19 protein-coding genes, 1 tRNA gene and 1 pseudogene are annotated in these 24,113 nt (G+C 69.2%); 8 read left to right on the top strand and 13 right to left on the bottom strand.

From position 1 onward, the window contains the following. Positions 1-37 precede the first annotated feature (37 nt). The 5 genes from QQ657_RS35310 to QQ657_RS35290 all read right to left on the bottom strand — a co-directional run bounded on the left by QQ657_RS35310 (position 38) and on the right by QQ657_RS35290 (position 7,357). A complete protein-coding gene (locus tag QQ657_RS35310) occupies positions 38-3,691 on the bottom strand; it encodes a family 78 glycoside hydrolase catalytic domain (RefSeq protein ID WP_284746651.1) in 3,654 nt (1,217 codons plus the stop codon). A gap of 153 nt (positions 3,692-3,844) precedes the next feature. Further along, positions 3,845-5,140, bottom strand: coding sequence for a DJ-1/PfpI family protein (locus QQ657_RS35305; RefSeq protein WP_284746650.1), 1,296 nt, complete (start codon positions 5,138-5,140; stop codon positions 3,845-3,847). A gap of 1 nt (position 5,141) precedes the next feature. After that, positions 5,142-5,534, bottom strand: coding sequence for a hypothetical protein (locus QQ657_RS35300; RefSeq protein WP_284746649.1), 393 nt, complete (start codon positions 5,532-5,534; stop codon positions 5,142-5,144). Between the two features lie 99 nt (positions 5,535-5,633). Next, positions 5,634-6,278: a response regulator gene (locus QQ657_RS35295; RefSeq protein ID WP_284746648.1), complete on the bottom strand. Its 645-nt coding sequence runs from the start codon at positions 6,276-6,278 to the stop codon at positions 5,634-5,636. After that, complete coding sequence (locus tag QQ657_RS35290) at positions 6,275-7,357, bottom strand: sensor histidine kinase (RefSeq protein WP_284746647.1); 1,083 nt, start codon at positions 7,355-7,357, stop codon at positions 6,275-6,277. Before QQ657_RS35290 ends, QQ657_RS35295 begins: the two co-directional genes overlap by 4 nt. Positions 7,358-7,472: 115 nt before the next feature. Here QQ657_RS35290 and QQ657_RS35285 point away from each other — a divergent pair, with 115 nt between their 5' ends. From QQ657_RS35285 to QQ657_RS35275, 3 genes are all read left to right on the top strand, one after another. After that, the gene (locus QQ657_RS35285) at positions 7,473-10,052 is read left to right on the top strand and encodes a glycosyltransferase (RefSeq protein WP_284746646.1); all 2,580 of its coding nucleotides are present in this window, start codon (positions 7,473-7,475) and stop codon (positions 10,050-10,052) included. Further along, a complete protein-coding gene (locus QQ657_RS35280; RefSeq protein ID WP_284746645.1) occupies positions 10,052-11,500 on the top strand; it encodes a radical SAM protein in 1,449 nt (482 codons plus the stop codon). The genes QQ657_RS35285 and QQ657_RS35280 overlap by 1 nt, the downstream gene beginning before the upstream one ends. Positions 11,501-11,591: 91 nt before the next feature. Continuing rightward, positions 11,592-12,431, top strand: a complete 840-nt coding sequence (locus tag QQ657_RS35275; protein ID WP_284746644.1) for a GH25 family lysozyme — start codon at positions 11,592-11,594, stop codon at positions 12,429-12,431. Here the strand turns inward: QQ657_RS35275 and QQ657_RS35270 are convergent. Beyond that, positions 12,428-12,703, bottom strand: coding sequence for a hypothetical protein (locus QQ657_RS35270; RefSeq protein ID WP_284746643.1), 276 nt, complete (start codon positions 12,701-12,703; stop codon positions 12,428-12,430). The two genes, QQ657_RS35275 and QQ657_RS35270, sit on opposite strands and share 4 nt — an antisense overlap. Positions 12,704-12,844: 141 nt before the next feature. Between QQ657_RS35270 and QQ657_RS35265 the strand changes: the two genes are divergently transcribed. The 3 genes from QQ657_RS35265 to QQ657_RS35255 all read left to right on the top strand — a co-directional run bounded on the left by QQ657_RS35265 (position 12,845) and on the right by QQ657_RS35255 (position 14,953). Continuing rightward, complete coding sequence (locus QQ657_RS35265) at positions 12,845-14,089, top strand: GDSL-type esterase/lipase family protein (protein ID WP_284746642.1); 1,245 nt, start codon at positions 12,845-12,847, stop codon at positions 14,087-14,089. A gap of 91 nt (positions 14,090-14,180) precedes the next feature. Continuing rightward, entirely contained in the window at positions 14,181-14,570 is a 390-nt protein-coding gene (locus QQ657_RS35260; protein WP_284746697.1) for a hypothetical protein, read from the top strand. 35 nt (positions 14,571-14,605) lie between these two features. Next, entirely contained in the window at positions 14,606-14,953 is a 348-nt protein-coding gene (locus tag QQ657_RS35255; protein ID WP_284746696.1) for a ClpX C4-type zinc finger protein, read from the top strand. Here QQ657_RS35255 and QQ657_RS35250 read toward each other — a convergent pair. From QQ657_RS35250 to QQ657_RS35240, 3 genes are all read right to left on the bottom strand, one after another. After that, on the bottom strand, positions 14,943-15,755 hold the full coding sequence (locus tag QQ657_RS35250; protein ID WP_284746641.1) for an SAM-dependent methyltransferase: 813 nt from the start codon (positions 15,753-15,755) through the stop codon (positions 14,943-14,945). The two genes, QQ657_RS35255 and QQ657_RS35250, sit on opposite strands and share 11 nt — an antisense overlap. A gap of 66 nt (positions 15,756-15,821) precedes the next feature. Further along, positions 15,822-16,703 (bottom strand): class I SAM-dependent methyltransferase, encoded by an 882-nt coding sequence (locus QQ657_RS35245; protein WP_284746640.1) that lies wholly within the window; start codon positions 16,701-16,703, stop codon positions 15,822-15,824. Positions 16,704-16,758: 55 nt separating this feature from the next. Beyond that, positions 16,759-17,247 carry a hypothetical protein gene (locus tag QQ657_RS35240; protein WP_284746639.1) on the bottom strand — a complete coding sequence of 163 codons (489 nt, stop codon included), beginning with the start codon at positions 17,245-17,247 and terminating at the stop codon, positions 16,759-16,761. 825 nt (positions 17,248-18,072) lie between these two features. Here QQ657_RS35240 and QQ657_RS35235 point away from each other — a divergent pair. Both QQ657_RS35235 and QQ657_RS35230 read left to right on the top strand, forming a co-directional pair. Beyond that, a complete protein-coding gene (locus QQ657_RS35235; protein ID WP_284746638.1) occupies positions 18,073-18,753 on the top strand; it encodes a hypothetical protein in 681 nt (226 codons plus the stop codon). Between the two features lie 202 nt (positions 18,754-18,955). Then, positions 18,956-19,267: pseudogene (locus tag QQ657_RS35230) on the top strand (tyrosine-type recombinase/integrase); the annotation flags it as partial. Between the two features lie 116 nt (positions 19,268-19,383). Here QQ657_RS35230 and QQ657_RS35225 read toward each other — a convergent pair. The 4 genes from QQ657_RS35225 to QQ657_RS35210 form a co-directional block, all read right to left on the bottom strand. Next, positions 19,384-19,457 (bottom strand) — tRNA-Pro (locus QQ657_RS35225). Positions 19,458-19,573: 116 nt separating this feature from the next. Beyond that, positions 19,574-20,746 (bottom strand): alginate lyase family protein, encoded by a 1,173-nt coding sequence (locus QQ657_RS35220; protein WP_284746637.1) that lies wholly within the window; start codon positions 20,744-20,746, stop codon positions 19,574-19,576. 182 nt (positions 20,747-20,928) lie between these two features. Continuing rightward, positions 20,929-23,184 (bottom strand): glycosyl hydrolase family 18 protein, encoded by a 2,256-nt coding sequence (locus QQ657_RS35215; RefSeq protein ID WP_284746636.1) that lies wholly within the window; start codon positions 23,182-23,184, stop codon positions 20,929-20,931. A gap of 147 nt (positions 23,185-23,331) precedes the next feature. Then, positions 23,332-24,111, bottom strand: coding sequence for an enoyl-CoA hydratase/isomerase family protein (locus QQ657_RS35210; protein ID WP_284746635.1), 780 nt, complete (start codon positions 24,109-24,111; stop codon positions 23,332-23,334). Positions 24,112-24,113: the final 2 nt, after the last annotated feature.

Here is a 24,113-nt window from a genome sequence, read left to right as displayed (position 1 = left end):
GCACCGCCGCGGGGAAGCGGCGGTACCGGCTCTCGGTTTATGCGGTCGCCGTGAAGGTGTACGTACCCGCGGGCACGAAGTACGACCCGGACGACGAGGGCACCGCTTCCGGCGGCGCGACCACCGAACCCGGCTGCGACGTCGGCACCTGCACCGTCGCCGACGAACCCGCGGGCACCGTCACCCGCAGCGTCAGCTTCCCGGCCGAGATCGACCAGTCGCTGACCGCGTTGCCGTACGGCGTCTCGTACGCCGACTTCGCCGACGTCAACCCGCCGCCCGGACGCGGCGCCACCAGCAGCGACGCGTAGCCCGGGGAAGCCGGCGACAGCCCGCCGACCGAGCGGTACAGGAAGTCGCCCACCGAGCCGAGGCCGTAGTGGTTGAACGAGTTCATCCCGGGGTCGTTGAACGAGCCGTCCGGCTTGATCCCGTCCCAGCGCTCCCAGATCGTCGTCGCGCCGTGGCCGATCATGTAGCCCCAGCCGGGGAAGTCCGGCTGCAGCAGCACCTGGTACGCGACGTCCGCGTGCCCGTGCGCGGCCAGCACCGGCAGCAGGTTCTCGACGCCGAGGAACCCGACGCTGAGGTGACCGTTCGCGGCGGCGACGCGAGCAGCGAGCTTGTCCGCCGCCGGCTGGACGCGGTCGGCCGGCAGCAGCCCGAACGCCAGCGCGAGGACGTACCCGGTCTGCGTGTTCGCCCCCACCGTGCCGTCGGCCGCCACGAAGCGGGACGTGAACGCCGCCCCGACCTGGTCGGCCAGAGTCCCGTACTTCGTCGCCTCCGCGGTGTGCCCGGTGGCCGCGGCCATCCGCGACACCAGCCGGGACGACCACGCGAAGAACGCCGTCGAAATCAGGTCCTGCGCGGTGTTGTCGTTGACGTTCAGCCAGTCGCCGAACGTCTGGTGGTCGCGGATCAGGTCGGCACCGGACGTCGAGCGCAGGTACTCCACCCACTTGACCATGGCCGCGAAGTGCTCGTTGATCACGGCGGTGTCGCCGTACCGCTGCCACAGGGTGTAGGGCACGATGACGCCCGCGTCGCCCCAGCCCGCCGTGCCCGACCCGCTCAGCACGCCGGGCGCGACGTCGGTGAACGACCCGTCGTCGTGCTGCGCGTCGACCAGGTCGTCGCTGAACTTGCCGAGGAAGTTCGCGACGTCGAGGTTGAACGTCGAGGTGCCGGCGAAGATCCCGATGTCGCCGGTCCAGCCGAGCCGCTCGTCGCGCTGCGGGCAGTCGCTCGGCACGGACAGCATGTTCGAGCGCTCACCCCACAGGATGTTGTGCTGCAGCTGGTTCACCTGCGCGTTCGACGTCGTGAACGTGCCGGGCTGCGCGCCGGCGGTCCACATCGCCCGGCCGGTCAGCGTCACCGCCGTCGGGGCCGAGGGTAGGCCGGTCAGCTCGACGTACCGGTAGCCGTGCACGGTGAACCGCGGCTCGTAGGTCTCCGCGCTCCCGGTGCCGGCCAGGGTGAACCGGTCGGTCGCCTGCGCCGCGCGCAGGTTCGTCGTGTAGATCGTGCCGTCCGGGTTGAGCACCTCGGCGTGCCGCATGGTCACCGTGGTGCCGGCCGGGCCGGTCACGGACAACCTGTTCCAGCCGCTGAAGTTCTGACCGAGGTCGGCGACCCACACGCCCGGCTTGGGCTGCGTCCAGGCGACGGGCTTGAACTCCTGCTGCACCGTCACGCCGTTGTCCACTTGGGACACCAGGTTCGGCTTCGCGCCGGTCTTGACGCGCGGAGCCGCCCAGGCGCGGTCGTCGAAGCCGGGCCGGTCCCAGCCGGTCGCGAGCCGCGCGTCGTAGGTCTCGCCCTGGTAGAGGTCGTCGGCGCGGATCGCGCCGTCGCCGGTCTTCCAGGTGCCGTCGGTCGCGACGGTGGCCGTCGTGCCGTCGGTGAACGTGAGCTTCAGCTGCGCCGAGTACCACGGCTCGGTGCCGTACTTCTGGCTGCCGGCGATGCCGATGCTGCCGGAGTACCAGCCGTTGCCGACCATCGCGCCGAGCACGTTCTCACCCGAGCGGATCTGCCCGGTCACGTCGGAAACGCGGTACTGCAGGCGTTTCGTGTAGTCCGTCCACCCGGGAGCGAGGACCTCGCCACCGACCTTGGCGCCGTTGAGGTGGGTCTCTTGCAGGCCGAGCGCGGTGGTGAGCAGCCGCGCGCTCGCGACCGGCTTCGAGACCGTGAAGCTCTTGCGCAGCAGGGGAGCGGGTGCGCTCACGGCGACGTTCGCGCCCCACGGCCCGGTGCCGTACGCGGCCAGCGCCCGCGCCGCCGGCCAGGAGCTGTCGTCGAACCCGCGCTGCTGCCAGCCGGCCGGGCCGGTCTGGCTCGCCTTCCACGTGCCGTCGGTGCTCACCGTCGGTCCACCTTGGACGGTCAGCTTGGCGATCATCCCGGCCGGGCTCTGCGTGGTGTTCTCCGCGCTGACGGCGATCGTGTTCGTCCCGGCGGTCAGCAGGCTGCCGACGTCGACGACGGCGGCCGTCTTCCACGAGTCGGCGACGCGGGGCGAGTCGCTCACCTGGGTGCCGTTGACCCAGACCGTGGCGGTGTCGTCCCCGGTCACGACCAGCGTGGCCTTCGACGGCACCGCGGCGAGGTCGAAGGTCTTCCGGAAGTACCGGGTGGCCGGGGGAACTCCGCCGGCCGGATCGCCTTCGGGGTACCAGACCCAGCTCGAGCCGGCGAGGTCCGGGCCGGCCGCGGCGCGGCCGAGGAAGGCGCCGGTCCACTCGGCCGCCGGGTCGCGCAGCGCGGTTTCGAAGCGCTGCACCGGGCTCCAGCCGCTCATCCGGCCTTCGCCGTCCCAGACGCGGACCTTCCAGGTGTAGGCGGTCAGCGAAGTGAGCGCGGGTCCGCCGTAGGCGACGTCGGCCTGCTGCGCGGACGTGACGCGGCCGCTGTCCCAGACGTCCTTGCCGCCGGTGGACACCACGAGCTGGTAGGCCGACTGCCGTTGCTGCGCGGCCGAAGACGCCAGCTTCCAGCCGAACCGGGCTTGGGCCGGGTCGACGCCGAGCGGGTTCACGCGCTGCCCGATCGTGGCGCTCGCGACGGTGAGCGGCGTCTTGGCCGAGGCGGCGGGCGCGGCGACCCGCGTGCCCCACGGGCCGGTGCCGTAGGTGCCGAGGTCCTGGGCGGCGGCCCAGGTCCCGTCGGCGAAGCCGGGCTGTTCCCAGCCGTCCGGCGCGGTCGTCGCGCTCTTCCAGCCGGCTCCGGTGGTGACGTCGGTGGTGCCCGACGCGGTCGTCACGCGCACCCGCCCGAGCAGGCCGGCCGCGCCGCCGCCGTTGCGGACGGCGACGGCGAGGGTGTTGACGCCGGGAGTCAGCGCGGGCCGCAGGTCCACCGACAGCGCCGATCGCCACGAGTCCGTGGTGCGGGCCGAAGAGGCGAGGGGCTTGCCGTTGAGCCAGACGTCGGCGGTGTCGTCGCCGGTGACGACGAACCGGGCGTCGCTGACCGCGGCCGCGGGGACGGTGAAGGTGGTGCGGAAGTACCGGGTCGCGGCGGGCGCACTCACCCGGGCGTCGCCTTCCGGGTACCAGATCCAGTGCGCACCGGTCAGTTCCACCGGTGGAGCGGCACCGGCCGGCGGGACCGCGGTGGCGGACAGGACCAGGATCGCGGCGAGCGTGGTGGTGGTCGCGCGCCAGAGCTTCGAGGGCAGCATGCAGGCTCCCTAACGGCGGGGACGGGACGATATTTAAAACGTTTCAATAGAGCGTGATACGTGACTGTAATCACGAAATCACACGTTGGCAATACTCCACCGGGACGCACGCTTGGTGAATCGCTTCGACGATCGAGGGAATCCTAAATCGTTTTAGGACCGCCGCTTCCGCACCCGCACCACCACGGTGACGGCCGCCGCGCCCAGCAGGACCAGGGCGATCGGCAGCGCCGTGGGCAGCCACGGCCACGCCCGGCCTTCGAAGACGACGCCGTCGGTGGGCAGCTCCAGGACCTTCGCGGTCCAGCGCGCGGTCGCGACGTCCGTATGGCGCGAGAGCGCGCCCACCGCGGTGTCGTAGGCGAAACCGGGCCGGTCGTGGACGTACTCCGCGGCCGGGCCGCCGGGCGGGGGTGTCACCCCGCGCGTCGCGCCCGGCACGACCAGCCGGTCGAGATCCACCGAGGCGAGGGAACCGCGCGGCACGAAGGTGAGCCCGTGCCGCGACCGGATCGGGGCGCCGTCGGCGCTCACGGCGAGCGTGCGCGAGGACAGCGACTGGCCTTCGGTGTCGAACACCGACGCGAGCTCGATCTCGCCGACACCGTTCGTGAGCAGGACCCCGATCTCGTCCGGGTTCCAGCGGAAGGCGGCGTTGACGATCGCGGCCGCGTCCGGCATCGACGCCGGCGCGTGCACCGGAACCCGGGTGCCGTAGCGCGTCCAGCCGATCGCCTTCGCGGCGTCGGCCGCCGCCTCGCGGCCGGCCAGCCGTTCCACCCAGTGCAGCGTCCCGTCGATACCGGACAGGATCCCGGCGGTCGTGACGACGTCGCCGTCGTCGACGAACCGCTGATCACGCACCCAGCGCACGGCCGGGTAGTCGGCTTCCCAGGCTTCGAGCTTCAGCCAGTGCGCGGTGGCCGGCCGTCCGTCGAGCAGGCCGGTGGAGGCGAGCACACCACCGCCGTTGCAGACGCTCAGCAGCTTCGCGCCGTGGGCGGCCTGCGTGCGAAGCCAGTTCTTGACCGGCTCGGTGCTGGGCTCGCCGACGTCGGGGAGCGCGGGCACGACGACGAGGTCCGGTGCCTTCGGGCCGAGCCGGGCGGCGAGGTCGTCGAAGCTCAGGTCGGGCACGAGGTCGAGGCCGCCGGTGAGCGGTTTCGGCTCGCGCTTGGACGCGACGGTGTAGACGTTGAACCGGCCGGTCGCGGCCAGGATCTCGTACGGCGCGAGGGTGTCGGAGACGACGGCCCCGCGGTCGCCGACGACGATCACCGCGGTCGGCTTGGCCGGATCGTGGACCGGCGGTGCCGCGGCGGGCAGGGGCCGGTCCGGGCCGGGGGAGTAGAGAGCGTCGAACGCCGAGAGCGCGGAGACGGTCGCGCCGATGGCGGGGACGGCGAGCACGGCGATGACCAGGGCGAACCACTTCAGCACGGTCCGCATGTCAGTGCCAGTACTCGGCGCGGCGCCACACCATGGCGGCGAGCATCAGCGGGAACATGATCACGTGCCCGGCGACCATCAGCGTGCCGCCGCCGATCGCGCCGAGCCAGAACGGCACCAGCAGCACGACGAACGGCAGGTACATGGCGGCGGCCATCTCGGCGATCCGCGGCCACGAATGCCGGCGCAGCAGCATGGCCGCGGTCATCGCGACGGTCATGTTCGTGGCCATGACGAGCGCGTCGACGTCCGCGCGCTCCAGCCACGACGACGGCCAGAGCGGGTGCAGCGCCACCATGCCGATGAGCATGGCGGCGACCATCTCGACGTAGTGCCCGGCGAACCGGGCGAGCTTGCGGGTGGTGGTCCGGGGTGGGGCGGCGGTGGTGGTCATCTCGGGTTCCCTCCAGTGCGGTTTCGCTCCTGGACGAGAATCCCGGGTGCCGGCCGGATCGGGACGTGCCGGAAGTCATGACCCGGGTCATGTGACCGCTCAGAGCAAGCCGAGATCCCTGGCGCGCAACGCGGCTTGGGTGCGGTCCCGGGCGCCGAGCTTCCCCAGCAGGTTCGTCACGTGGTTCTTCACCGTGCCCTCGGCGAGGAACAGCTTCGCGGCGATCTCGCGGTTGCTGCGGCCGTCCGCGAGCTGCCGCAGCACTTCCCGCTCCCGCTCGGACAACGGCACCACCAGGGCCTGGGGAGCCGGTTCGGGCAGCTGCGCGAACCGCGCGACGACCTTCGCGGCGACCGACGGCTGCAGCACCGACTCGCCGCGCGCGGCGGCCAGCACCGCTTCGATCAGGCGGGCCGAGGAGACGTCCTTGAGCAGGTACCCGACCGCGCCCGCGCGCAGGGCGGCGAACACGTCTTCGTCGTCGTCGAACGTCGTCAGCGCGATGACCTGCACGGACGGGTGTTCCAGCCGCAGCCGCCGGGTCGCGGCGACACCGTCGAGGACCGGCATGCGCAGATCCATCAGCACGACGTCCGGCCGCACGGAAGCGGCCTGCCTCAAGGCTTCCTCGCCGTCGCCCGCCTCGCCGGCGACGTCGATGCCGTCGTGGGTGGCCAGCAGGGTGCCGAGGGCTTCGCGGAACAGCGCCTGGTCGTCGACGAGCAGGACGCGGACCGGTGTCATCCCGGGACCTCCATGCTCAGCGCGCTGCCCTCGCCCGGCGCCGAGGTGAAGTCGAGCTTGCCACCCAGCTGTTCGGCGCGTTCCCGCAGCCCCAGCAGCCCGAAGCCGGGGGACGCGCCGCCGTCGCTGCCGGCGCCGTCGTCGCGGACCACGACCCGGACCGAGGCGTCGGCGTAGTCCAGAACCAGCTCGACGCGGTCCGCGCTGGCGTGCTTGCGTACGTTCGTCAGCCCCTCTTGCGCCGTCCGGAAAAGCGCTTCGCGGTGCTCTTCCGGCAGCGGCCGCTCGGCACCGGAGACCGCCAGCTCGGCCGGGACTCCCGCTTCGGAAACCAGCGCCCGCAACGCGTCCGGCAACGGCGTCGGCCGCGGTTCGCGCAGCGCCTTCACCGAGCGACGCACCTCGGAAAGCGCGTTCTCGGCCTGCTCCTGCGCTTTCGCGAGGACTTCGTCGGCCTTGCCCGGGTCGATCGGCAGCACCGCCCGTGCGGCCTTGACCTGCATCTGGACCACGGTCAGCGAGTGCCCGAGCCCGTCGTGGATGTCGCGCGCGACGCGGTTGCGTTCCTGCGCCGTCGCGAGCCGTTCGGCTTGGGTGGCGTAGTCGCGCAGCTTCTCGTGCGCCTCGGCGAGTTCGCCGCGCGAGCGCTGTTCGCGCAGCAGCAGTTCGGTGATGACGGCCGCGAACAGCACCGAAACCAGCGTGCCGAGGCCTTCCCGCAGACCTGCACCCAGTGACATCCCGAGGTGCACGAGCGGCACCACCGCGATGACGAGCGCGATCACCGGCAGCGGCAGGCGCAGCAGCACGCACTGGCTGACCAGCACGACGAGGAACAGCGTCGCGCCGGCACCGGCGTTGATCGTGAACGTCACGAAGGCCAGGGGCAGCTGGACCCCGACGTACGCGGCCGGCCACACCCACCCGTCGCGGCCGCGCACCCAGCCGAAGCCCGCCGTAGCGAGCGCGGTGAAGACCGCGCCGAACACCAACGCGAGCACGGGCTCCCCGGAACCGAGGACCCCGAGCACGATCGAGAGGAAGGCGCCGCAGGTCAGCACCCCGAGGGCCCGGGTCACGGTGCCACTCTGCGGGGTTCGACGGCCGCGGTCAACCACTCGCTCACGCGGCCGCCCGGAGCTCCTCCGCTTACGCTGGGACCGACGGCGAAGCCGAGACGGGAGTCCGACATCGATGTCAGTCCTCTGGGGCGTGTCCTTCGACGCCACTCCGCTGTCCGGGGTCGTGGTCGAGTTCCTGAAGACGGCGCACCGGTTCGCCGGGCACCGCGTCCACCTCGACCTCGGCTACGACATCAAGGCCGACAAGGGCGCCTTCTTCCGGCCCTACCGCGACGAAGCCGGGCTGCTACCGGGGTGGGTCACGCTCGACCGCGTCGACGGCGTCGACGGGATCCGCGGCTACGACGGCGAGTTCGTCGAGCGGGTCCTGCGCGAAGTCGTCCAGCACGGCGACGAGACGCTGCGCCCCGAGATCGACCGGATCGCCGGTGAGCTGGCCGGGAAGATCGTGGCCACCTGGGAACGCCTCGGCGTCACGATGGTGATGGTGGAGAACGGCACCCTGCCCGAGAACCTCACCTACACCGAAGCGCTCTACCGCGCGATCGACCGCTACGGCGCCCGCCACCGCCTCGGCCGGTTCGTGTTCTGGCGCGACCACGACCTCATGTGGCAGAGCGAACCGGGCATCGCCAAGTACGGCCGGTTCCCGTACCCCGGCGTCCCCGCGCCGCGGAACTCGCCGCACATCCACTACTTCGCGCTCCACGAACAGGCGAAGGCCCGGACGCTGGAGTGGGTGCCGGACCTGCGCGCCATCGACGTCCTGCCCAACGCGTTCGCCATCGCGCCCGCACGGGTCGACGAGCGCAACGCGGGTTTCCGGCGTGACCACGGCATTCCCGACGACGTCCCGCTGCTCGCCCGGATCACGCGGATCATCCCGCAGAAGCGCATCGACCGGGACCTGCGCCTGCTCACGCTGCTGCCGGACGTGTGGCTGTTCGTCGCCGGCGACGTCGACGAGACCCCGGCGGAGCACGCGCGCCTCACCGGCCTCGCGACCCGGCTCGGCGTCCGCGACCGCGTCGTGTTCGGCGGCTGGCTGACGCCGTACGACACGGCCGTGCCCGGCCGCTATTCGGTGCGGGATCTGCTGGCGCACGCGACGGTCGTGTCGTTCCTGACCTCGTATGACTACGAGAGCTACGGCAACCCGGTCAGCGAGGCGATCGCCTCCGGGACGCCGTACGTCACCAGCGGGTACGAACTGTACGACGTCGTGTACGGCCGCAAGGGATTCCGGGCGCCGGTGCTGGACATCCGGGCCCGCGACCTGCCGGACGCGGCGTTCGCGCGCGAGGTTTCCGAGCTGATCACCGACGAAGGGAAACGGGCGGAAGTGGTGCGGGCGAACTCCGAACTCGGGCAGGCGCACTTCGGGACGCGGGTCGTCGACGACCTCGTCGACCGGCTCTACCCGCCGCCGATGGGGGCCGGCACGCGGCTTTCCGTCGTCCTGCCGGTCTACAACGAGGCCGCGAACCTGCCGGAAGTCCTGCGGACGCTGCACGACCAGCGTGACGGCGACGCGCCGCTCGACAAGAGCCGGTACGAGGTCGTGCTGGTCGACAACAACTCGACCGATGACACCGTGGCCGTCGCGCGTGCTTTCGCGGCGTCGCACCCGGACCTGGCGCTGCACGTCATCCACGAGCCCGAGCAGGGCGTGTCGTGCGCGCGGCGGGCGGGCATGGACTTCGCCGCGGCGCGCAGCCGGAACCGCCCCGACACCGATCCGGGCGAGCGGTTCTACCTCGTGTCGGCCGACGCGGACTGCCGCGTCGACCCGCACTGGCTGAGCGAGCTGTTCGCCGCGATGGAGTCGAGCAAGGCGGCGATCGGCGTCTGCGACTACTACTACGACTTCGAGCACTTCACCGGACGGCCACGGCTGTGGGACGCGATCCAGCGGACGCTGCGGTGCCGCGCCGTCACGTTCTCGCTGTTCGGCGGCTTCCCGGACGGCAAGGGTTTCGCCGTCGAGCGGGACGCCTACGAGCGCGCGGGCGGCATCGAGATCTTCTACCAGCTGCAGGACGGGAAGTTCGTCAGCCACCTGTCCGACGACTGGGACTTCGGGATCAAGGTGGCCAGTGGCGGCGACGCGATCACCTACGCGCCGCGCTCGCGCGTCGAGATCAACCCGCGTCGCGTCGACCACGCCATCGACGAGGTCATCGCCGGCCGGGCCTACGGCTCCGACGGCATCATCGTCATGCGCGACATCCGGCCGTCGGTGCCGGCCGTCGCCGCGGATCTGACCGAGGCCGAGGCGCTTCAGGCGTGGGAGTTCTCGATCAAGGACTTCACGCCGAAGAACACGATCCTGCCGGTGCTCCTGACACCCACGCTGCTGGAGGACGACGCCGTCATCGCGTTCTTCGGCGCAGATCTGGCGTCGCGGCTCGCGCGGCGGATCGCCGAGATCCGCGACGAGATGCGCGTCGTCGACTTCACGCCGATCCACGCGTACAAGACGCCGTCGTACCGGCTCTACCTCGAGTTCGCCGACGAGCTGTTCGCCTGCCTGCGGCGGCACGTCGGCGACGACATCGGCTTCCCGCCGCCGCTTCCGCCGTGCCTGGCGGAGATCCCGGCGGAGCGCTTCGCGGAGTTCGTCCACTACTACTGCGAGGACCGGGAATCCGGAGAGGCCCACAACTACTTCGGCAACGGAGGGGTGTTCTGATGACCCTCGCCTATGAAGAGGCGATCGGCTCGCTGCACACGCTCGACCCGGCGTGGCCGCGGCCCGCCGTGCTCGACGTCCTGGAGGCGCCGGAGAACCGGCACCTGCTCGACTTCGTGCAGGAGGACCCGTTCGGGGCGCACGTCTTCCCGGGCAACGTCCCCGGCTCGCCGTCGGAGTTCCTGCGCGACCTGGACGCGCAGCTGGCTTCGTCGAAGCCGATCCACCTGTGGTCCTACATCCCGACGTGCGCGTACCGCTGCCGGTTCTGCCAGTACCCCGTGGTGCTGGTGAAGGGCAAACCCGAGGTGCAGTACGAAAAGGCGAAGCACTGGGTCGACCTCAACATCGCCGAGGCCAAGCTGTGGCTCGACGCCGTGCCTCATCTCGCGGGCGCCGAAGTCGGGGAGTTCAACGTCTTCGGCGGCACGCCGTCGCTGCTGCCGGAGCCGGAGATCCGCCGCCTGCTGGAGTTCTACCGCTCGGAGTTCGGCTTCACCGCCGACACGACGATCCGGTTCGAGGGCGACCCGAGCACGTTCACCCCGGCCAAGCTCGAGCTGCTGCGGGACCTGGGGTGCACCAAGCTGTCCAGCGGCGTCCAGTCGTTCGACGACCACGTGCTGGAGCTGTGCGGCCGCGAGCACAGCGCCGAGATGTGCGTCGACTTCGTCCGCAACGCGGCGTCGCTGGGCTTCGAGTGGGTCAGCATCGACCTTATGTACGGCCTGCTCGACCAGACCCTCGACAGCGTCCGCCGCGACCTCGACGTCGTGCTGGAGAACGAAGTCACGGCCGTCGTGTGCACGAAGCTGCACCTGGCGTCCTACAGCGACACCCGCACCGGCGTCACCGGCGAGAAGCCGGCGGCGTGGCAGCTGCCGGCGTACCGGGACAAGCTGGTGCGCGACGGCCACCGCTGGCCGACGCTCGGCGAGCAGTACCAGATGCGGGAGCTGCTCACCGACGGACTGCGTGCCGCGGGCTACACCGAGCACCCGACGATGTACTTCGCGCGCGCCGGCCTCGGGCCCGAGAAGTGGAAGGCCATCATGGTCGACCAGGACAAGCAGGAGGCCGAAGTCGCGATCGGGCTGGGTGGTTCGTCGAGCTGCCGGGCCTCCGAGGCGATCACCGACGTCAACTCCCGCCGCTACATCGAGACTGTTTCGTCCGGCCGGATTCCGCTGGGCTCGGCGACGCGGTTCACGCCCGAAGCCCAGGAGGCCCGGGCGGTGAAGATGGCGCTCACGACGTTGCAGCCGCTGCGGGATTCCTTGCACGCCGAGCGGTTCCCGGGGCGGTCGCTGTTCACGGAACCGTGGCTGGGGAAGTTCCGGTCGCTGGCCGCGCGGGGCCTCGTCGAGCTACGGCCGGACGACGGCGTCGTCGAACTCACCCGGGCGGGGGAGGTGCTGGTCGAGGCGATCATCACCACCGAGCTATAGATCACCACATCGAGTGACACAGCGCTCGCGGGGAGCGACAAGGGCAGGCAGCATGGGGTTCGCCCGTGCCCGTACCGAGATCGGAGCCCCGATGAGCCGAACCGTTGCCGGACACGACGAACGGCGGTGGCGGGCGCGCCTCGCCGGGGCGGGCGCGCTGGCCGCGTTCGCTTCGCTGGTCGTCGCGATGCCTGCCGAAGCCGCGCCCGACTACTCGCTCGCCGACACGAACTTCGCGGGCACGCAGATCGCCCTGCACGAAGGCGTCGTGCCGGGTTCCGCCCGCGCCGACACGACCGACCAGACGCTCGGCCACGACGTCAGCGGGCACCAAGGTGCCGTCGACTGGGCCGCGGCGGCAGCCGGCGGTGCGAAGTTCACCTACGTCAAGGCGACCGAAGGCACCGGGTTCGTCAACCCGCAGTACGGCCAGCAGTACGACGGCGCGCACGCGGCGGGCCTGATCCGCGGCGCGTACCACTTCGCGCGGCCCGACATCTCGGGCGGCGCGGAGCAGGCGGAGTACTTCATCGCCCACGGCGGCGGCTGGCGTTCGGACGGCAAGACGCTGCCGGGCGCGCTGGACATCGAATACAACCCGTACGGCGATGTCTGCTACGGCAAGAACCAGGCCGACATGACGGCGTGGATCACCGACTTCACCCGGACGTACCTGGCGAAGGTCAAGCGGAGCGCGCTGATCTACACCAGCACGGCGTGGTGGAAGCAGTGCACCGGCAACGCGTCCCGGTTCGGGAACACGAACCCGCTGTGGCTCGCGCGCTACGGCCCGGAGGTCGGCGAGCTGCCGGCGGGCTGGGACAAGCAGAGCATCTGGCAGTTCGCGCGCGGCGGCGGCCTGCCGGGCGACCAGAACTACTACAACGGCCCGTTCGGCCGGGTCGTCGCGTTGGCCGGGGGAGCGGCTTAACGCTCCCAGCGGCCCTTGAGGTCCGGCCACGGCGGCCGGCGCAGCACGGCGAGCGTGCCGAGGGTCGCCGCCACCAGGCCGGTGCCGACGGCCAGCACGGCGATGCGCGTCGCGTCGACCGCCGGCTCGAACTTGGCCTGGCCCTCGCGGATCGCGAAGACACCGGGTGGGCTGGTCACGGTGATCACCGTCGTGCCGTCGGGGGTCTCGTAGGGTTCGCCGAACAGCCGTGGGGTGCTTTCGTGTCGTCTCGGCAGGCCTCGCAGCGTCATGACTGCTCATCGAACCCGCAAATCCGGCCGCTGACAAGATCGGACAAGCTGCTTGCCGCTTCCGTGACCGGCTCCCTACGATCGGTCGGGGAGTGGTGACGCCGACGTCGCCACGAAGTCCTTTGTGGACCGGGAGGCACCGTGCGAGCAGCCCACCGAATCGCCCTGCTGGCCACGGTTTCCGCACTGGTGGTCGCCTCGGCGCCCGGCGCGGACGGCGCGGGGCCCGCCTGGTTCACGTCGTGGGCGCAGTCGCAGGACGGGCACGCGGACGCGCCGGTGTCCGGCCAGTCGCTGCGGATGATCACCCACCTCAGCCAGGGCGGCGACGCCGTGCGCGTCCGGCTCCAGAACACCTTCGGCACCGGACCGCTGACCATCGGGCACGCCACCGCCGGCCTCAGCACGAGCGGCGCCGAGGTTTCCGGGACGCGCGATCTGACGTTCGCCGGGAAGTCTTCGGTGACGATTCCGGTCGGCGGAGACGTCTGGAGCGACGAAACCCGCCTCGTGACGCGCCCGGACACGAATCTCGCGGTGAGCATGTTCGTGGCGGGAACGGCCACGCCCGGCCGTCACGGCGCGGGGCTGCGGGACAACTACCTGAGCGCGCCGGGCTCGGGGGACCACACCGCCGATACTTCGGCCGCCGCTTTCACGTCGACCGTCGGCTCGACGTACGTGGTCAGCGCCGTCGACGTGCACAACACTTCGCTGAAGGGCACGGTCGTCCCGTTCGGCAGCTCGGTGGTCGACGGGATCGGCAGCACGAACTGCGGTCCGGGGTGCACCCAGCTCGGCGCGGACCGCCGCTGGACCGACGACCTGGCGCGGCGGATCGTCGCGGAGGCACCCGCTTCGGCGCAGCTGGCGGTGGCCAACGCGGGCGTTTCGGGGACGACGAGCGCACCTTCGTGCCCAGGGATGCCGCCGTCGGTGGCGGGCCTGGACGCGGGCAGCCGCCTCGACCGCGACGTCCTGGCGCTGCACGGCGTCACATCGGTGATCTACTACTACGGCACGAACGACCTGGCGTACGGCTGCGACGCGGCGGCGATCCTTTCCAGTTACCGAGCCGTCTTCGAGCGGCTGCGCGCGGCCGGGATCGCCGTGTACGTCACGCCGAGCACGCCCCGCCCGGGGTACAGCGACGCCGCGAACCTGGCGCGGCACGAGATCGGCCTGTTCGTCTCCCGCTGGTCTTCGTGCGGCGGCACGTGTTCCGGCGTGGTGAACTTCGACGAGGTGCTGAAGGACCCGTTGAAGCCGAACATCATCCTCCCGGCGTACGACAACGGCGACGGAATCCACGCGAACGCGGCGGGCCAGCAGGCATTGGCGGACTTCGTCTCGCTGCCGCTGCTGGCCGGCTCCGCGCGTCGATGACCCGATCCGGGCGGGTTCTTCACACGATGGCGTGACCTCGCGAGTCGGAGCGACCGGAGTGTGCCCGCGGGTCCGCAAAGTACGTCCGGTGATGAACAACTCGATGGACGACGCGGGCTGCTGCCTGCTGTCGGTGGCCTGGAACGTCGCCCCGCTGACCGAAGGGCGGCCGGACTCCCGGCGCGGTGACCTCCGGCGCACCGTCGTCTCCGTGTGCCGCGCCGCGGGGCACGGCGCCCGCGACTGGGCCACGCGCAACGGCACCGGGGCGGAGGCCGAGTACCGGCCGTTCCTGCAGCTCGCCGACGTCGCCTACGAGATCGCCACGTTGCTGCAATTGGTCGAGGACTTCCTGGTGCCCGACCTCGAGCGCGAACACCGCCGGTGGGCCGAGATCGAAGAGCTCACTTCGCGGCTGATGGAGCTCGCCGAGTGGACGTCCGCGTTCTTGAGCTTGTCAGGGTCCGCCTTACGGGCGTAAGGTCCGTCCTGACAAAGGAGGGTTTCATGACCGCGGTGATCGCACGGTGTTCGTTCTGCGCGAAGCCGAACACGGAGGTGGACACGCTCGTCGGCGGTCCGGGGGTGTTCATCTGCGACGGGTGCGTCCAGCTGTGCGTCTCGGTGATCGACGGCAAGCCGTCGGACGCGCCGCTCATCGCGCCGTGGGAGCACGACCTGCCGCTCGAACAGGTTTTGCAGAACCTCGGCCCGGTCTCGGCGGCGACCACGCAGGTGCAGCAGAACCTGGCCGCGTGGGTCGGCAAGGCGCGGACCCTGGGCGGCACGTGGGCACAGATCGGCGAGGCGCTGGGGATGACCCGCCAGTCTGCGTGGGAGCGGTTCGGTTCGGCTACGGCTTGACGAGTTTGACGCCTACGCCGGCGTAGAGGCCGTCTTCTTCGGGGTCGACGACCGCGGCGAGCCGGTCCGGCCGCCAGTTCGCGGAGGTGGTCAGCCCCGGTTCGACGAGCTCGAAGCCGTCGAAGAGGGCGAGCACCTCGTCGCGTGAGCGCGGGTAGATGCTGTCCTGCGTCGACCGCATGGTCTCGGCGATCTTGGGGTCGCGCAGGATGGCGAAGTCGTTGGTGAGATGGGTGAGCGCGAGGTGGCTGCCGGGCGCGAGCGCGTCGCGGTAGGTGGCGAAGATCCGGCTGACGTCCGGCAGGTAGTGCCCGAGGGTGATGGCGAGCAGCCCGACGGGTTGCGTGAGGTCCAGCAGGTCGTTGACAGGCCCGGAGCCGAGCACGGCCGCGGTGTCGGTGGCGTCGGCCTCGAAGGCCCCGGCGTGGGGATTGTCCTTGAGCAGCATGAGACTGTGCGCGACGGCGACGGGTTCGTAGTCGACGTAGACGACCTTGGCCGCGGCATCGACGGCCTGGGCGACTTCGTGGACGTTGCCGACGGTCGGGATCCCGGAGCCGAGATCGAGGAACTGCCGGATGCCCTGCTCGAGCATGAACCGCACGACACGGCGCAGAAAGGCCCGGTTCCGCCGGGCAACGGTGGCGACCTGAGGTTGGATGGCCTCGAGTTTTTGGGCGACGGCCCGATCGGCGGCGAGGTTGTGCGCCCCGCCGAGGAGGTAGTCGTAGATCCGGGCGGCGCTGGGCCGGGAAAGGTCGGCCCCGGGCGGGATCCAGTCCACGCCTTCCTGATCGGTCATCGCTTCCCCCTCGAATCGGCTCGGACCACCCTAGCGGGTCCGGTCGCCGCCGTCCTCGGAGTCCGGTTACTCACCCAGCTGGAAATGCCAGACGACCATCGCCGGCGCACCCGCGCTGACGGCTCGTGCTGCTTCGGGCACCATGTCGGCGAGACACCACGGCCACAATTCCCACGGACCAATCTCTCCGAGCGTGCTCGTGCGCCCCGATCGTTCGCCGGTCGGCAATCGAGGTTCCTCGCAGCGGCGCACCTGCAGTCCCACAGGCAGCGCGGCACGGAGGTAGTCCCCGATCGGGTGGCGGTAGGAACTCAGCCGTCCAGGCCGGCCATCATCCTGGCGCACGGGTGGAACCGCGCCCTGCGCCACGCGCTCGGGGTGCATGTCGGCGAGCACGAGGTGTCCGCCCGGACGCAGCACCCTGGCGAACTCCGCCATGACCGGCTCGAGCGTCTCGATATGCGTCAGCGCCAAGGCACAAACGACCAGATCGACCTCGGCTACCGGGAGCCGGCGCAGATCACCGAGCACGAACTCGGCTTGCGGCACCCGGACACGCGCCCGGGCGAGCATGTCGGGCGAGCCGTCCACACCGACGACCCGATGGCCACGCCCGGCGAGGAACTCGGCATAGCGCCCAGTCCCGCAGGCGGCATCGAGCGCAACTCCCACGGGCAGCGCGTCCACGATCTCCTTGACCACGGGCTCGTCGAGGTCGAACGCCGAGTTGGGCCGGTCGTACGTCGCCGACCACAGCCGATAGCCCGTAACCGTATCGACCCGCTCGACGTCCACGGCGGCGTGCGCCAGCGCCTCGTCGGCGAGCACGCTCCGGATCTCCGCGATGCGCGCCTCCACGAAATCGCGGTCGAACTCTCCGGTGAACGCGCGCAGCAAGGCAAGGCCTTCAAGCCCGAGCAGGTACGCCCGCGGGTCTTCATGGATCACGCGGCGGAGGCTAACAATGGGCGTCCAGGGGGAGCCATCGAATTACGGCGCCCACTCAGGTGACGGCGAGCGAATATGCGCGATCGTTGAAGTAGCTGCCGAAGCACCGGGCCATGTCGTTGCAGTTCTGGTTCGAGGTGACGCCATTGCCGTTGAAGCCCGTCTCGCTCCAGAAGGTGACGGAGCACCGGGAATCAGCCTTGATGACATACGAGCTGATGCGGCCGGCGACCTTCACGCCGTTGGAGAAGTGACGCACGTCGAGGTTTCCTTCGGACGCCTCGTTCACGTCCTTGGCGGCGTCGCAGTAGGTGCGTCCGTATGCGCTGACGAAGTTGAGGTATCCGCTTCCGCCGTGCCAGTCGGTGCTGTCGAAGACGGTGAGCAGCGGGCTCAGGGAGAGTTCCGTCTGGTAGGACTCAAGGGCGCGCTCGGTGGTGAAGCAGGCTTGCGGGCCACCTGCGAGATCTTGAACGCAGTACGCACCGGCGGAGGCGCTCGCTTCGGCCGGCAGGACGACGACGGTAGCTGCTGCGAGTGCCACGCTTGCGATGGTTCTCCAGGGTTTCATCTTGTGCCCCCTCTGACGTTTCGACCTTCAACCTCCACACGCATGACTCGGTGAGTGGTTTAGTCGGCGGGTGCGGAGGAAGGACTTGGGAGGGACAGTCAGGCAGCTGGTCGGGTACCGACCTGAAGCTCCTGACTGGGGTGATCGCGGACGGGAGCAACGCAAAGGGCCCGTGAGCGGTGGTTATGCTGCTCACGGGCCCTGCAAGTGTGTCCGTCGGGCTGACAGGATTCGAACCTGTGACCCCTTGCACTTACTCGCTAGATCGAGAAGCTGCGCAGTCGTCTCACTGTGACCGTTGTGCAGGCAAGACTTGAGTCCTTGGTCATGGTCATCCTTCGTCATTCGCGTGTGCCATGTGGGCAGAATGTGGGCTGCCGGTCCCCGGCTGGTTGCGAAACGCTTCGGGAGGCCTGCGCTTCCAGCCTTGACCGAGCGAGTCGGCCGCCTGGTCGGTAGTCTTCCTGCGTGCTACAGAACGTTCTCCCAGGCCTTCGCGAGGTTCGCGCGCCGCTGTCGGCCGGGTATGTGTGGTTACTCTCCTTATGGCTGCTTCTAGGCAGAATGTTTGAAAATCGCAGTCTATCAGGTACCGTTTTCGGTCAGATTGTAACTCTAGCAAACTGGGTCGGTAAGCCTGGAACATTGATTGCCGTTTCGTTTCTCGCTTACGTTGTGGGCGTGCTTTCGGTATCTTTGACATCTCTTATTAACGGGCTATCTTTCCGGGTTTTAGGTAGATGGAAGTGGGCTCAGAGGTTACTTCCCAGTCATCGGAGTGATCAGCGAGCCGATAATATGATTGAAGACGCGCTGAAAAGCAGGCTGGTGCGCAGGTATGAGGCTGACAGCGGATTTCAGGCACGCGTTTTGGGACATCTGCGGCGAGCGCGATTCATGTCGGAGAAGTACGGCCATAAGTTGAGGTACGCGTTTATGGTGGACATGCCGGACGACGAGCTGGAGCGCCACGCGAGCGAGAATGCGCTGTTCAGGGCCAATCTTGTCCTCAAGCTCTCCGACGTCGATGGCCACCTTCCTCATGGCCGAACTGATGCTGATTTTGCAAGGTATCGACTCGCCGGCAAGGAAGATCAGATCTATAGCGAGTTCGACCGACGTTGGACTGAGGGTGAATTTAGACTAGCTCTCGCCATTCCTTCTCTGGCTTTATGGATCATTCTGGCGATTGTTGCCGGCCCTTTTTGGTTGGCGGGATTACTATTTTCAATAAGTATTGCGTATATCGGCGCTAAGTCGTTTAGCGATGCGGAAGAATTTCTGTACACTTCTATTCGTTCAGGACGGCTCCCCTTAGAGGGGTTCGACAGTTTGGAGCCGCGTCAGATCTTAATGAAGTCTTATGCAAACCTCTTGGCTGATGACTCGCCTGCGGGGACTCGTGACCCAGCTTCGATCTCGTTGTCAGATAACGAGTTTTATCTAGAAATGAATGATGGAATATCGTTGCCGGAATAGGTCTCGCCTTTTTGGTGATCTACTTCAAGTGGGTGGCCTCTTCGCCATCTCGTCGACCTGGCAACGCCCGATCGCGCCGGGTCAAGGGGGCACCTTCCGCCCGGCTGAGCGTGCTTCTGCGAGTCGCCCCCTTGACGCGGTGTGATAGCCCTCCGGGAGGTCGGCGAGATGGCGACAGGCCGCTCACGGACGCGACCCCGCGCGCGCCCTGTTCACGACAGGACGGGGCCAGTCGTTGCGGGCGAACAACTGGCGCGTCCGGGAGTTCAACGCCGCGCTTAAAGCTGCTGACCTCGGTGTCGCCGGCCTCACCCCGCACAAGCTCCGGCACACGGCAGCGTCCCTCGCCATCGCGGCCGGCGCGGACGTGAAGGTCGTTCAGCAGATGCTCGGGCACGCCGACGCGGCCATGACCCTCAACGTCTACGGGCACCTGTTCCCGGACCGCCTCGATGAGGTCGCGGACGTGCTCGACGCCCGACGTACACAGGCGCTGGCGAGCATGGCGGAGTGATGATCAGCCCCGGGGCATGTGGGCAGAATGTGGGCAGCCCCGGGGCTGAGTCGCGCCCGGAACTACCTCGGGAATGAAAAAAGCCACGTCCACCTGCGTGAACGTGGCCGATCCGGTCGGGCTGACAGGATTCGAACCTGCGACCCCTTGACCCCCAGTCAAGTGCGCTACCAAACTGCGCCACAGCCCGGACCCGCACTCGCTGAGTGCGTGATAAGTACTCTAGCGTGCCCGCCGAACGGCCCTTCACGTGGGGGCCTCATCCGCCTGACCTGCGAAAACGCAAGTCAGGCGGATGGACGCCGGTCACGCTGTGTTGCCCGCGTGGGTCAGGGTCTGCCATGCCACGAACAGGTTGTTCGAGCCCGCCGGGCGCTGGCGCTCCGTCAGTGTCTGCGTGTTCGCCATGGCGATGCCCAGGCGCGTGTGCAGCGCGTTGAACCCCACCTCCGTCACCGGGCCCAAACCGAGGTTCAGCTTGCCGCCGCACAGCCACGATGGCGCTGCCGTGCCCAGCTGGTACTTCGACTGGAACCCCAGCGCCTGGCGCAGGCGCTCGCCCACGTCCGTTCCGTACACGTCCTGGCCCTGGATGCGCAGCGTCTCCGCCACGTCCGCGATCGCGGCGATTCCGTACCCCGTGTGGGTGAAGTCGCGGCAGGTTTCCTGGGTGAGGCCGTCCACGAATGTTCCCTGGCCCTGCCAGTAGCCCACGATCTGGTCCCGTGTGGACAGCCCGCTGCCGGGAACCGTCTTCGGGAGAGCGCCGTCCGAGGACAGGTAGACGTAAGCAGCGACGCGGTTTCGGTAGCGCGTTACCGCCTTGTCGAAGTTCGTCTTGTCCTCGAGGAACACCGAGATCCCTACCGCTGCCTCCATCATGGACAGTTCCCAGTTGCCGTTGCTGTTGCTGCCGTTGATGATTTTGTTCAGGTACACGTTCCTCAGCATCGTGCCGAAGCGGCCCGAGTTCGGCCAGCTCGTGTACGTGTACTTGATGATCTCCGCCGCTCGGGGCCAGGATGAGCCCGCCCAGCCCGTCTGCAACGGCGCGTTGCTGTTGGTGTGGTTCGTGATCGTCGCCGACCACGCGTCCATCAGGGCGATCGCCTTCTGTGCGTACCTCGCGTCGCCGGAGATGTACCAGATCAGGGCGTCCGTGTACGCCGCGATCGCGTCCTCGCGCTCGTCCGTGCAGCCGTTGTTGGGGTTCGAATACGGGCCGCATTCGACCACCGAACGTGGTTTCGGCGTACGGGAAAGGGAAGCGTAAGAGCTGGCGTGCGCTTGGTCGTACGCGGCTTTCCACGGCTGGGCGCCGGCGTTCACCTGCGCCTTCACGAAGTCCAGCTGCGGGCGGCTGACCAGTACGCCCGGGTGCGTGAACGTCGCCGGCGCCGCGGGTGCCGGGGTGGCGACCAGGCCCAGGGCGAGCGGGACCGAGATCGCGAGGGTCAGGACTTTTCTCAAGCGGGACATGGCTCTCCTCGAGACGGCGTTGTCACTCCAGAGCGCGCTGTCCCGCCAGTTTCATGGTCCAGACCATCGGCAGTCAAGACCGGGAGAGTCCTTTCTTCGCCTCCTGAAGAAAAGAGCCGGAAAATTGTTCAGCCCGCTGAACGGAAGGTGTTTTCCGTTCAGCGGGCTGAATCGCCGTACCGTTAGCCGAGACCCGCGCTGACCGCGTTCATCAACGTCCCGGTGTCACCCGACATCTCCCACGCCATCACGCCCAGCAGGCCGCGCTGCTTCAGCCACGTCGTCTTCAACCCGATCGACCAAGCGTCGTCGAACGTCCACCACTGGCCGCCGTTGCCCGTGTAGCACGACGTCGCGACCGCGGCCGTGTCGTGGTAGACCGTGCACGCCGGCACGCTCGCCACGAGGTTCGCGTAACCCCGTGTTCCGGCTTCCTCGGCGAACTGGCCCGGCGCCGCGCCGGTCGCCGACTGCCACTCGCCGTGCTTCCCGCCGTCCGCGACGCCCTGCCAGCCTCGGCCGTAGAACGCCAGCCCCAAGGTCAGCCGCCGGGGATCGACGCCCGCGTTCGTGTACGCGTTGATCGCCGCTTCCGCGCTGAAATGGAAGTTGTACGGGTCGTCCGCGTCCGCATAGAGGTTGCCCTGGTGTCCGGTGCGGTTCGGCTCCCACGAATTGTCACTGCCGGAACCGTGGAAGTCGTACCCCTGCACGTTCGCGACGTCCAGATAGCTGAACACCTTGGACAGATCCCAGCCGGACGCCACCTTCGCCGGGTCGGCCGGGGTGAACGCGTGCAGCTGGTAGCGCTTGCCGGTCGTCGCGCCGTACGCGTCGAGCTGCGTGCGGAACTCGGCCAGCAGCGCCGTCAGGTTGTTCTTGTCGTTCGGGCTCCAGTGGTTGCCCGGGTGGCCGTCGGCGCTCGCGGGCCATTCCCAGTCGAGGTCGATGCCGTCGAAGATGCCGGCCGCCGTGCCCGGCCCGCCCGCGCCGCCGTAGGACGCGATGTTGCCCTTGATCCACGTGTCGATGCACGACGCGACGAACTTCTTCCGCGACGCGTCGGTGGCCGCGACGTCGGAGAAGTACTTCGAATACGTCCAGCCGCCCAGTGAGACCAGCACCTTCAGGTTCGGGTGCTTCGCCTTGAGCTTCTTGAGCTGGTTGAAGTTGCCGCGCAACGACTCCCAGCCCGTGTCGGCCACGCCATCCACCGACTGCGCCGCCGAGAAGGGCCGCGAGTAGTCGGCTTCGGCGTCGCCCGCGCCGTCACCCTGGTTGGGGTCCTGCGGGTTCGCCGTGGTGCCCTTCGTGACGCCGGACAGGCACGTCAGGTTCACCGGGTCGATGTTCTCGAACGCGTACAGCAGGTGCGTCAGCTTGGCTGCCGCACCCGACGTCTCGAGGTTCTTCACGAAGTACTGGCGCCCGTAGATGCCCCACTGCACGAAGTAGCCGACCTTCGCGTACCCGGAAACGATGTCGCCGGTCCGCGCGGTCACCGCGGTGCTCGGCGCCGACACGTTGTCGTAGCCGTCCCGGGCGCGCACCGTGAAGGTGTACGAAGTGGACGGTGCCAGCCCGGTCACGACGGCGGACGTCGTGGTCACCGTCGTCGCCAGCGAGGCACCGCGGTAGACGTCGTAACTGACGACCCCGGTGTTGTCCGTCGAAGCGTTCCAAGCGAGCGACACGCTTCCCGAGTCGGCGGCCGTCGATCGCAGTCCACCCGGTGCCGAAGGCGGAGACGTGTCGTCGGCCGGGTTGTTGGTGGTCACGGCCAATGCCGCACTGGCCGGCGAAGTGGTTCCCTTGGAGTCCTTGGCCTTCACCGTGAACGAGTAGGCGGTGCTCGGCGTGAGCCCGCTGATCGTCGCGCTCGTCCCGGTCACCGACGCGGCCAGCGAAGCCCCTTGGTAGACGTCGTAACCGGTCACCGGCAGCGAACCGGCGGCCGAGGCGTTCCAGGCCAGCGCGACCGTCTTGGTCGTCTTCGCGACCAGCCGCAGGTTGGCCGGCGCGCCCGGGGGAGTGTCGGGTGAACCGTCGCAGTTCGCGTTGTCGACGCGGCACTGCGCCGGCGTCGCGGCGGTGCTGAGCCGGAAGGTCGGGCTGTACGGGTAGGTGTTGCGGCCCGGGGCCAGCGTCGCGATGTAGTACGCCGGGGTGAGCGTGACCTGGGTGCCGTTCTGGGTCACCGTGCCGTTTTCGCCGGTCGAAGCGGTGACGCCGGCGGGCAGCGCGAAGGTGATCGCCCAGTTGCTCACCGACGCGGTGCCGGTGTTGGCGACCGTGTAGGTGCCGGTCGTCCCGCTCAGCGCGAGGGTGGCGGTCAGCGAACCGGCCGCGGCGGCGGGCGGGGCCAGCGCCGCGACGCCGCCGGCTGCTATCAGTACGGCGGCGAGCGCGGAGCGTAGTCGTGCGGGAGTGCGTCTCATGGCGGTTCTCCAAGCGGCACGCGGGGACGAGGTGGTCTAGACCACGTCCGAATGTAACCCGCGCCGGGACAACCGGTCCAGACCACATCGATCAAGACGAAACGGGCGCGCCCCCGAACGGTCGAAGCCGTTGTCCGAACGGGGGTTTCACCGCCCGGTGAAGGTCGCCTTCCCGGGTCCGTCGGCGAGGAACGACTTCACGGCACCCCGGAGGTCCTCGGTCTCGAACAGCTCCGCGGCGATCGACGTGATGTGCGCGTTCGCCTCCGGGACACCGCCGGCGGAAAAGTGGTCGAGGACGCGCTTGGTCGCCGCATGGGCTTGTGTCGGGCCCTCGGCCAACCGCGCGGCGAAGGCCCGGGCCTCAGCGTCGAAACCCTCGTCCGGCAGGACGCGGTTGACGACGTTCCAGCGCTCGAGCGTCGCGGCGTCGTAGGTGTCGCCGGTCATCACGAACTCCTTGGCGCGCCCGACGCCGGCCCGCGCGGCGAGCCGCTGGGTGCCGCCCATGGTCGGCGTCAGCCCGACGACCTTCTCGACCAGCCCGAACTTCGCGCGCGTCGCGGCGAGGATGATGTCGCACGCCACGGCGACCTCGAACGCCCAGGTCAGGCACAGGCTGTGTGCCGCGAACACCGTCGGGAACGGCAGGGCCGCGATCCGGTCCGGCACCGCGAGCATTTCGTCGAAGAGCACCTTCGCCTCGGCGGGCGAGCCCTGCGCGTCGAACAGCGAGACGTCCACCCCGCCGCTGACGAGCTTGCCCTCGGCGCGGATCAGCAGCGCCCGCGCGGGCGCCTGCTCCAGCGAATCGAGCGCCGACGACAGCGACGACTGCAGGGAAGCCGTGTAGAGGTTCAACGGCGGAGCGTCGATGGTCAGGACGGCGAGCCCGCCGTCACGGTCGAGGCGGGCCAGGTCGGTCATGT

This window comes from Amycolatopsis ponsaeliensis (assembly GCF_030182635.1).
In the GTDB taxonomy this organism is placed as follows: domain Bacteria; phylum Actinomycetota; class Actinomycetes; order Mycobacteriales; family Pseudonocardiaceae; genus Amycolatopsis; species Amycolatopsis ponsaeliensis.
Note: the sequence above shows the minus strand (reverse complement) of the source record. Positions and strands in the feature narration are given on the sequence as shown.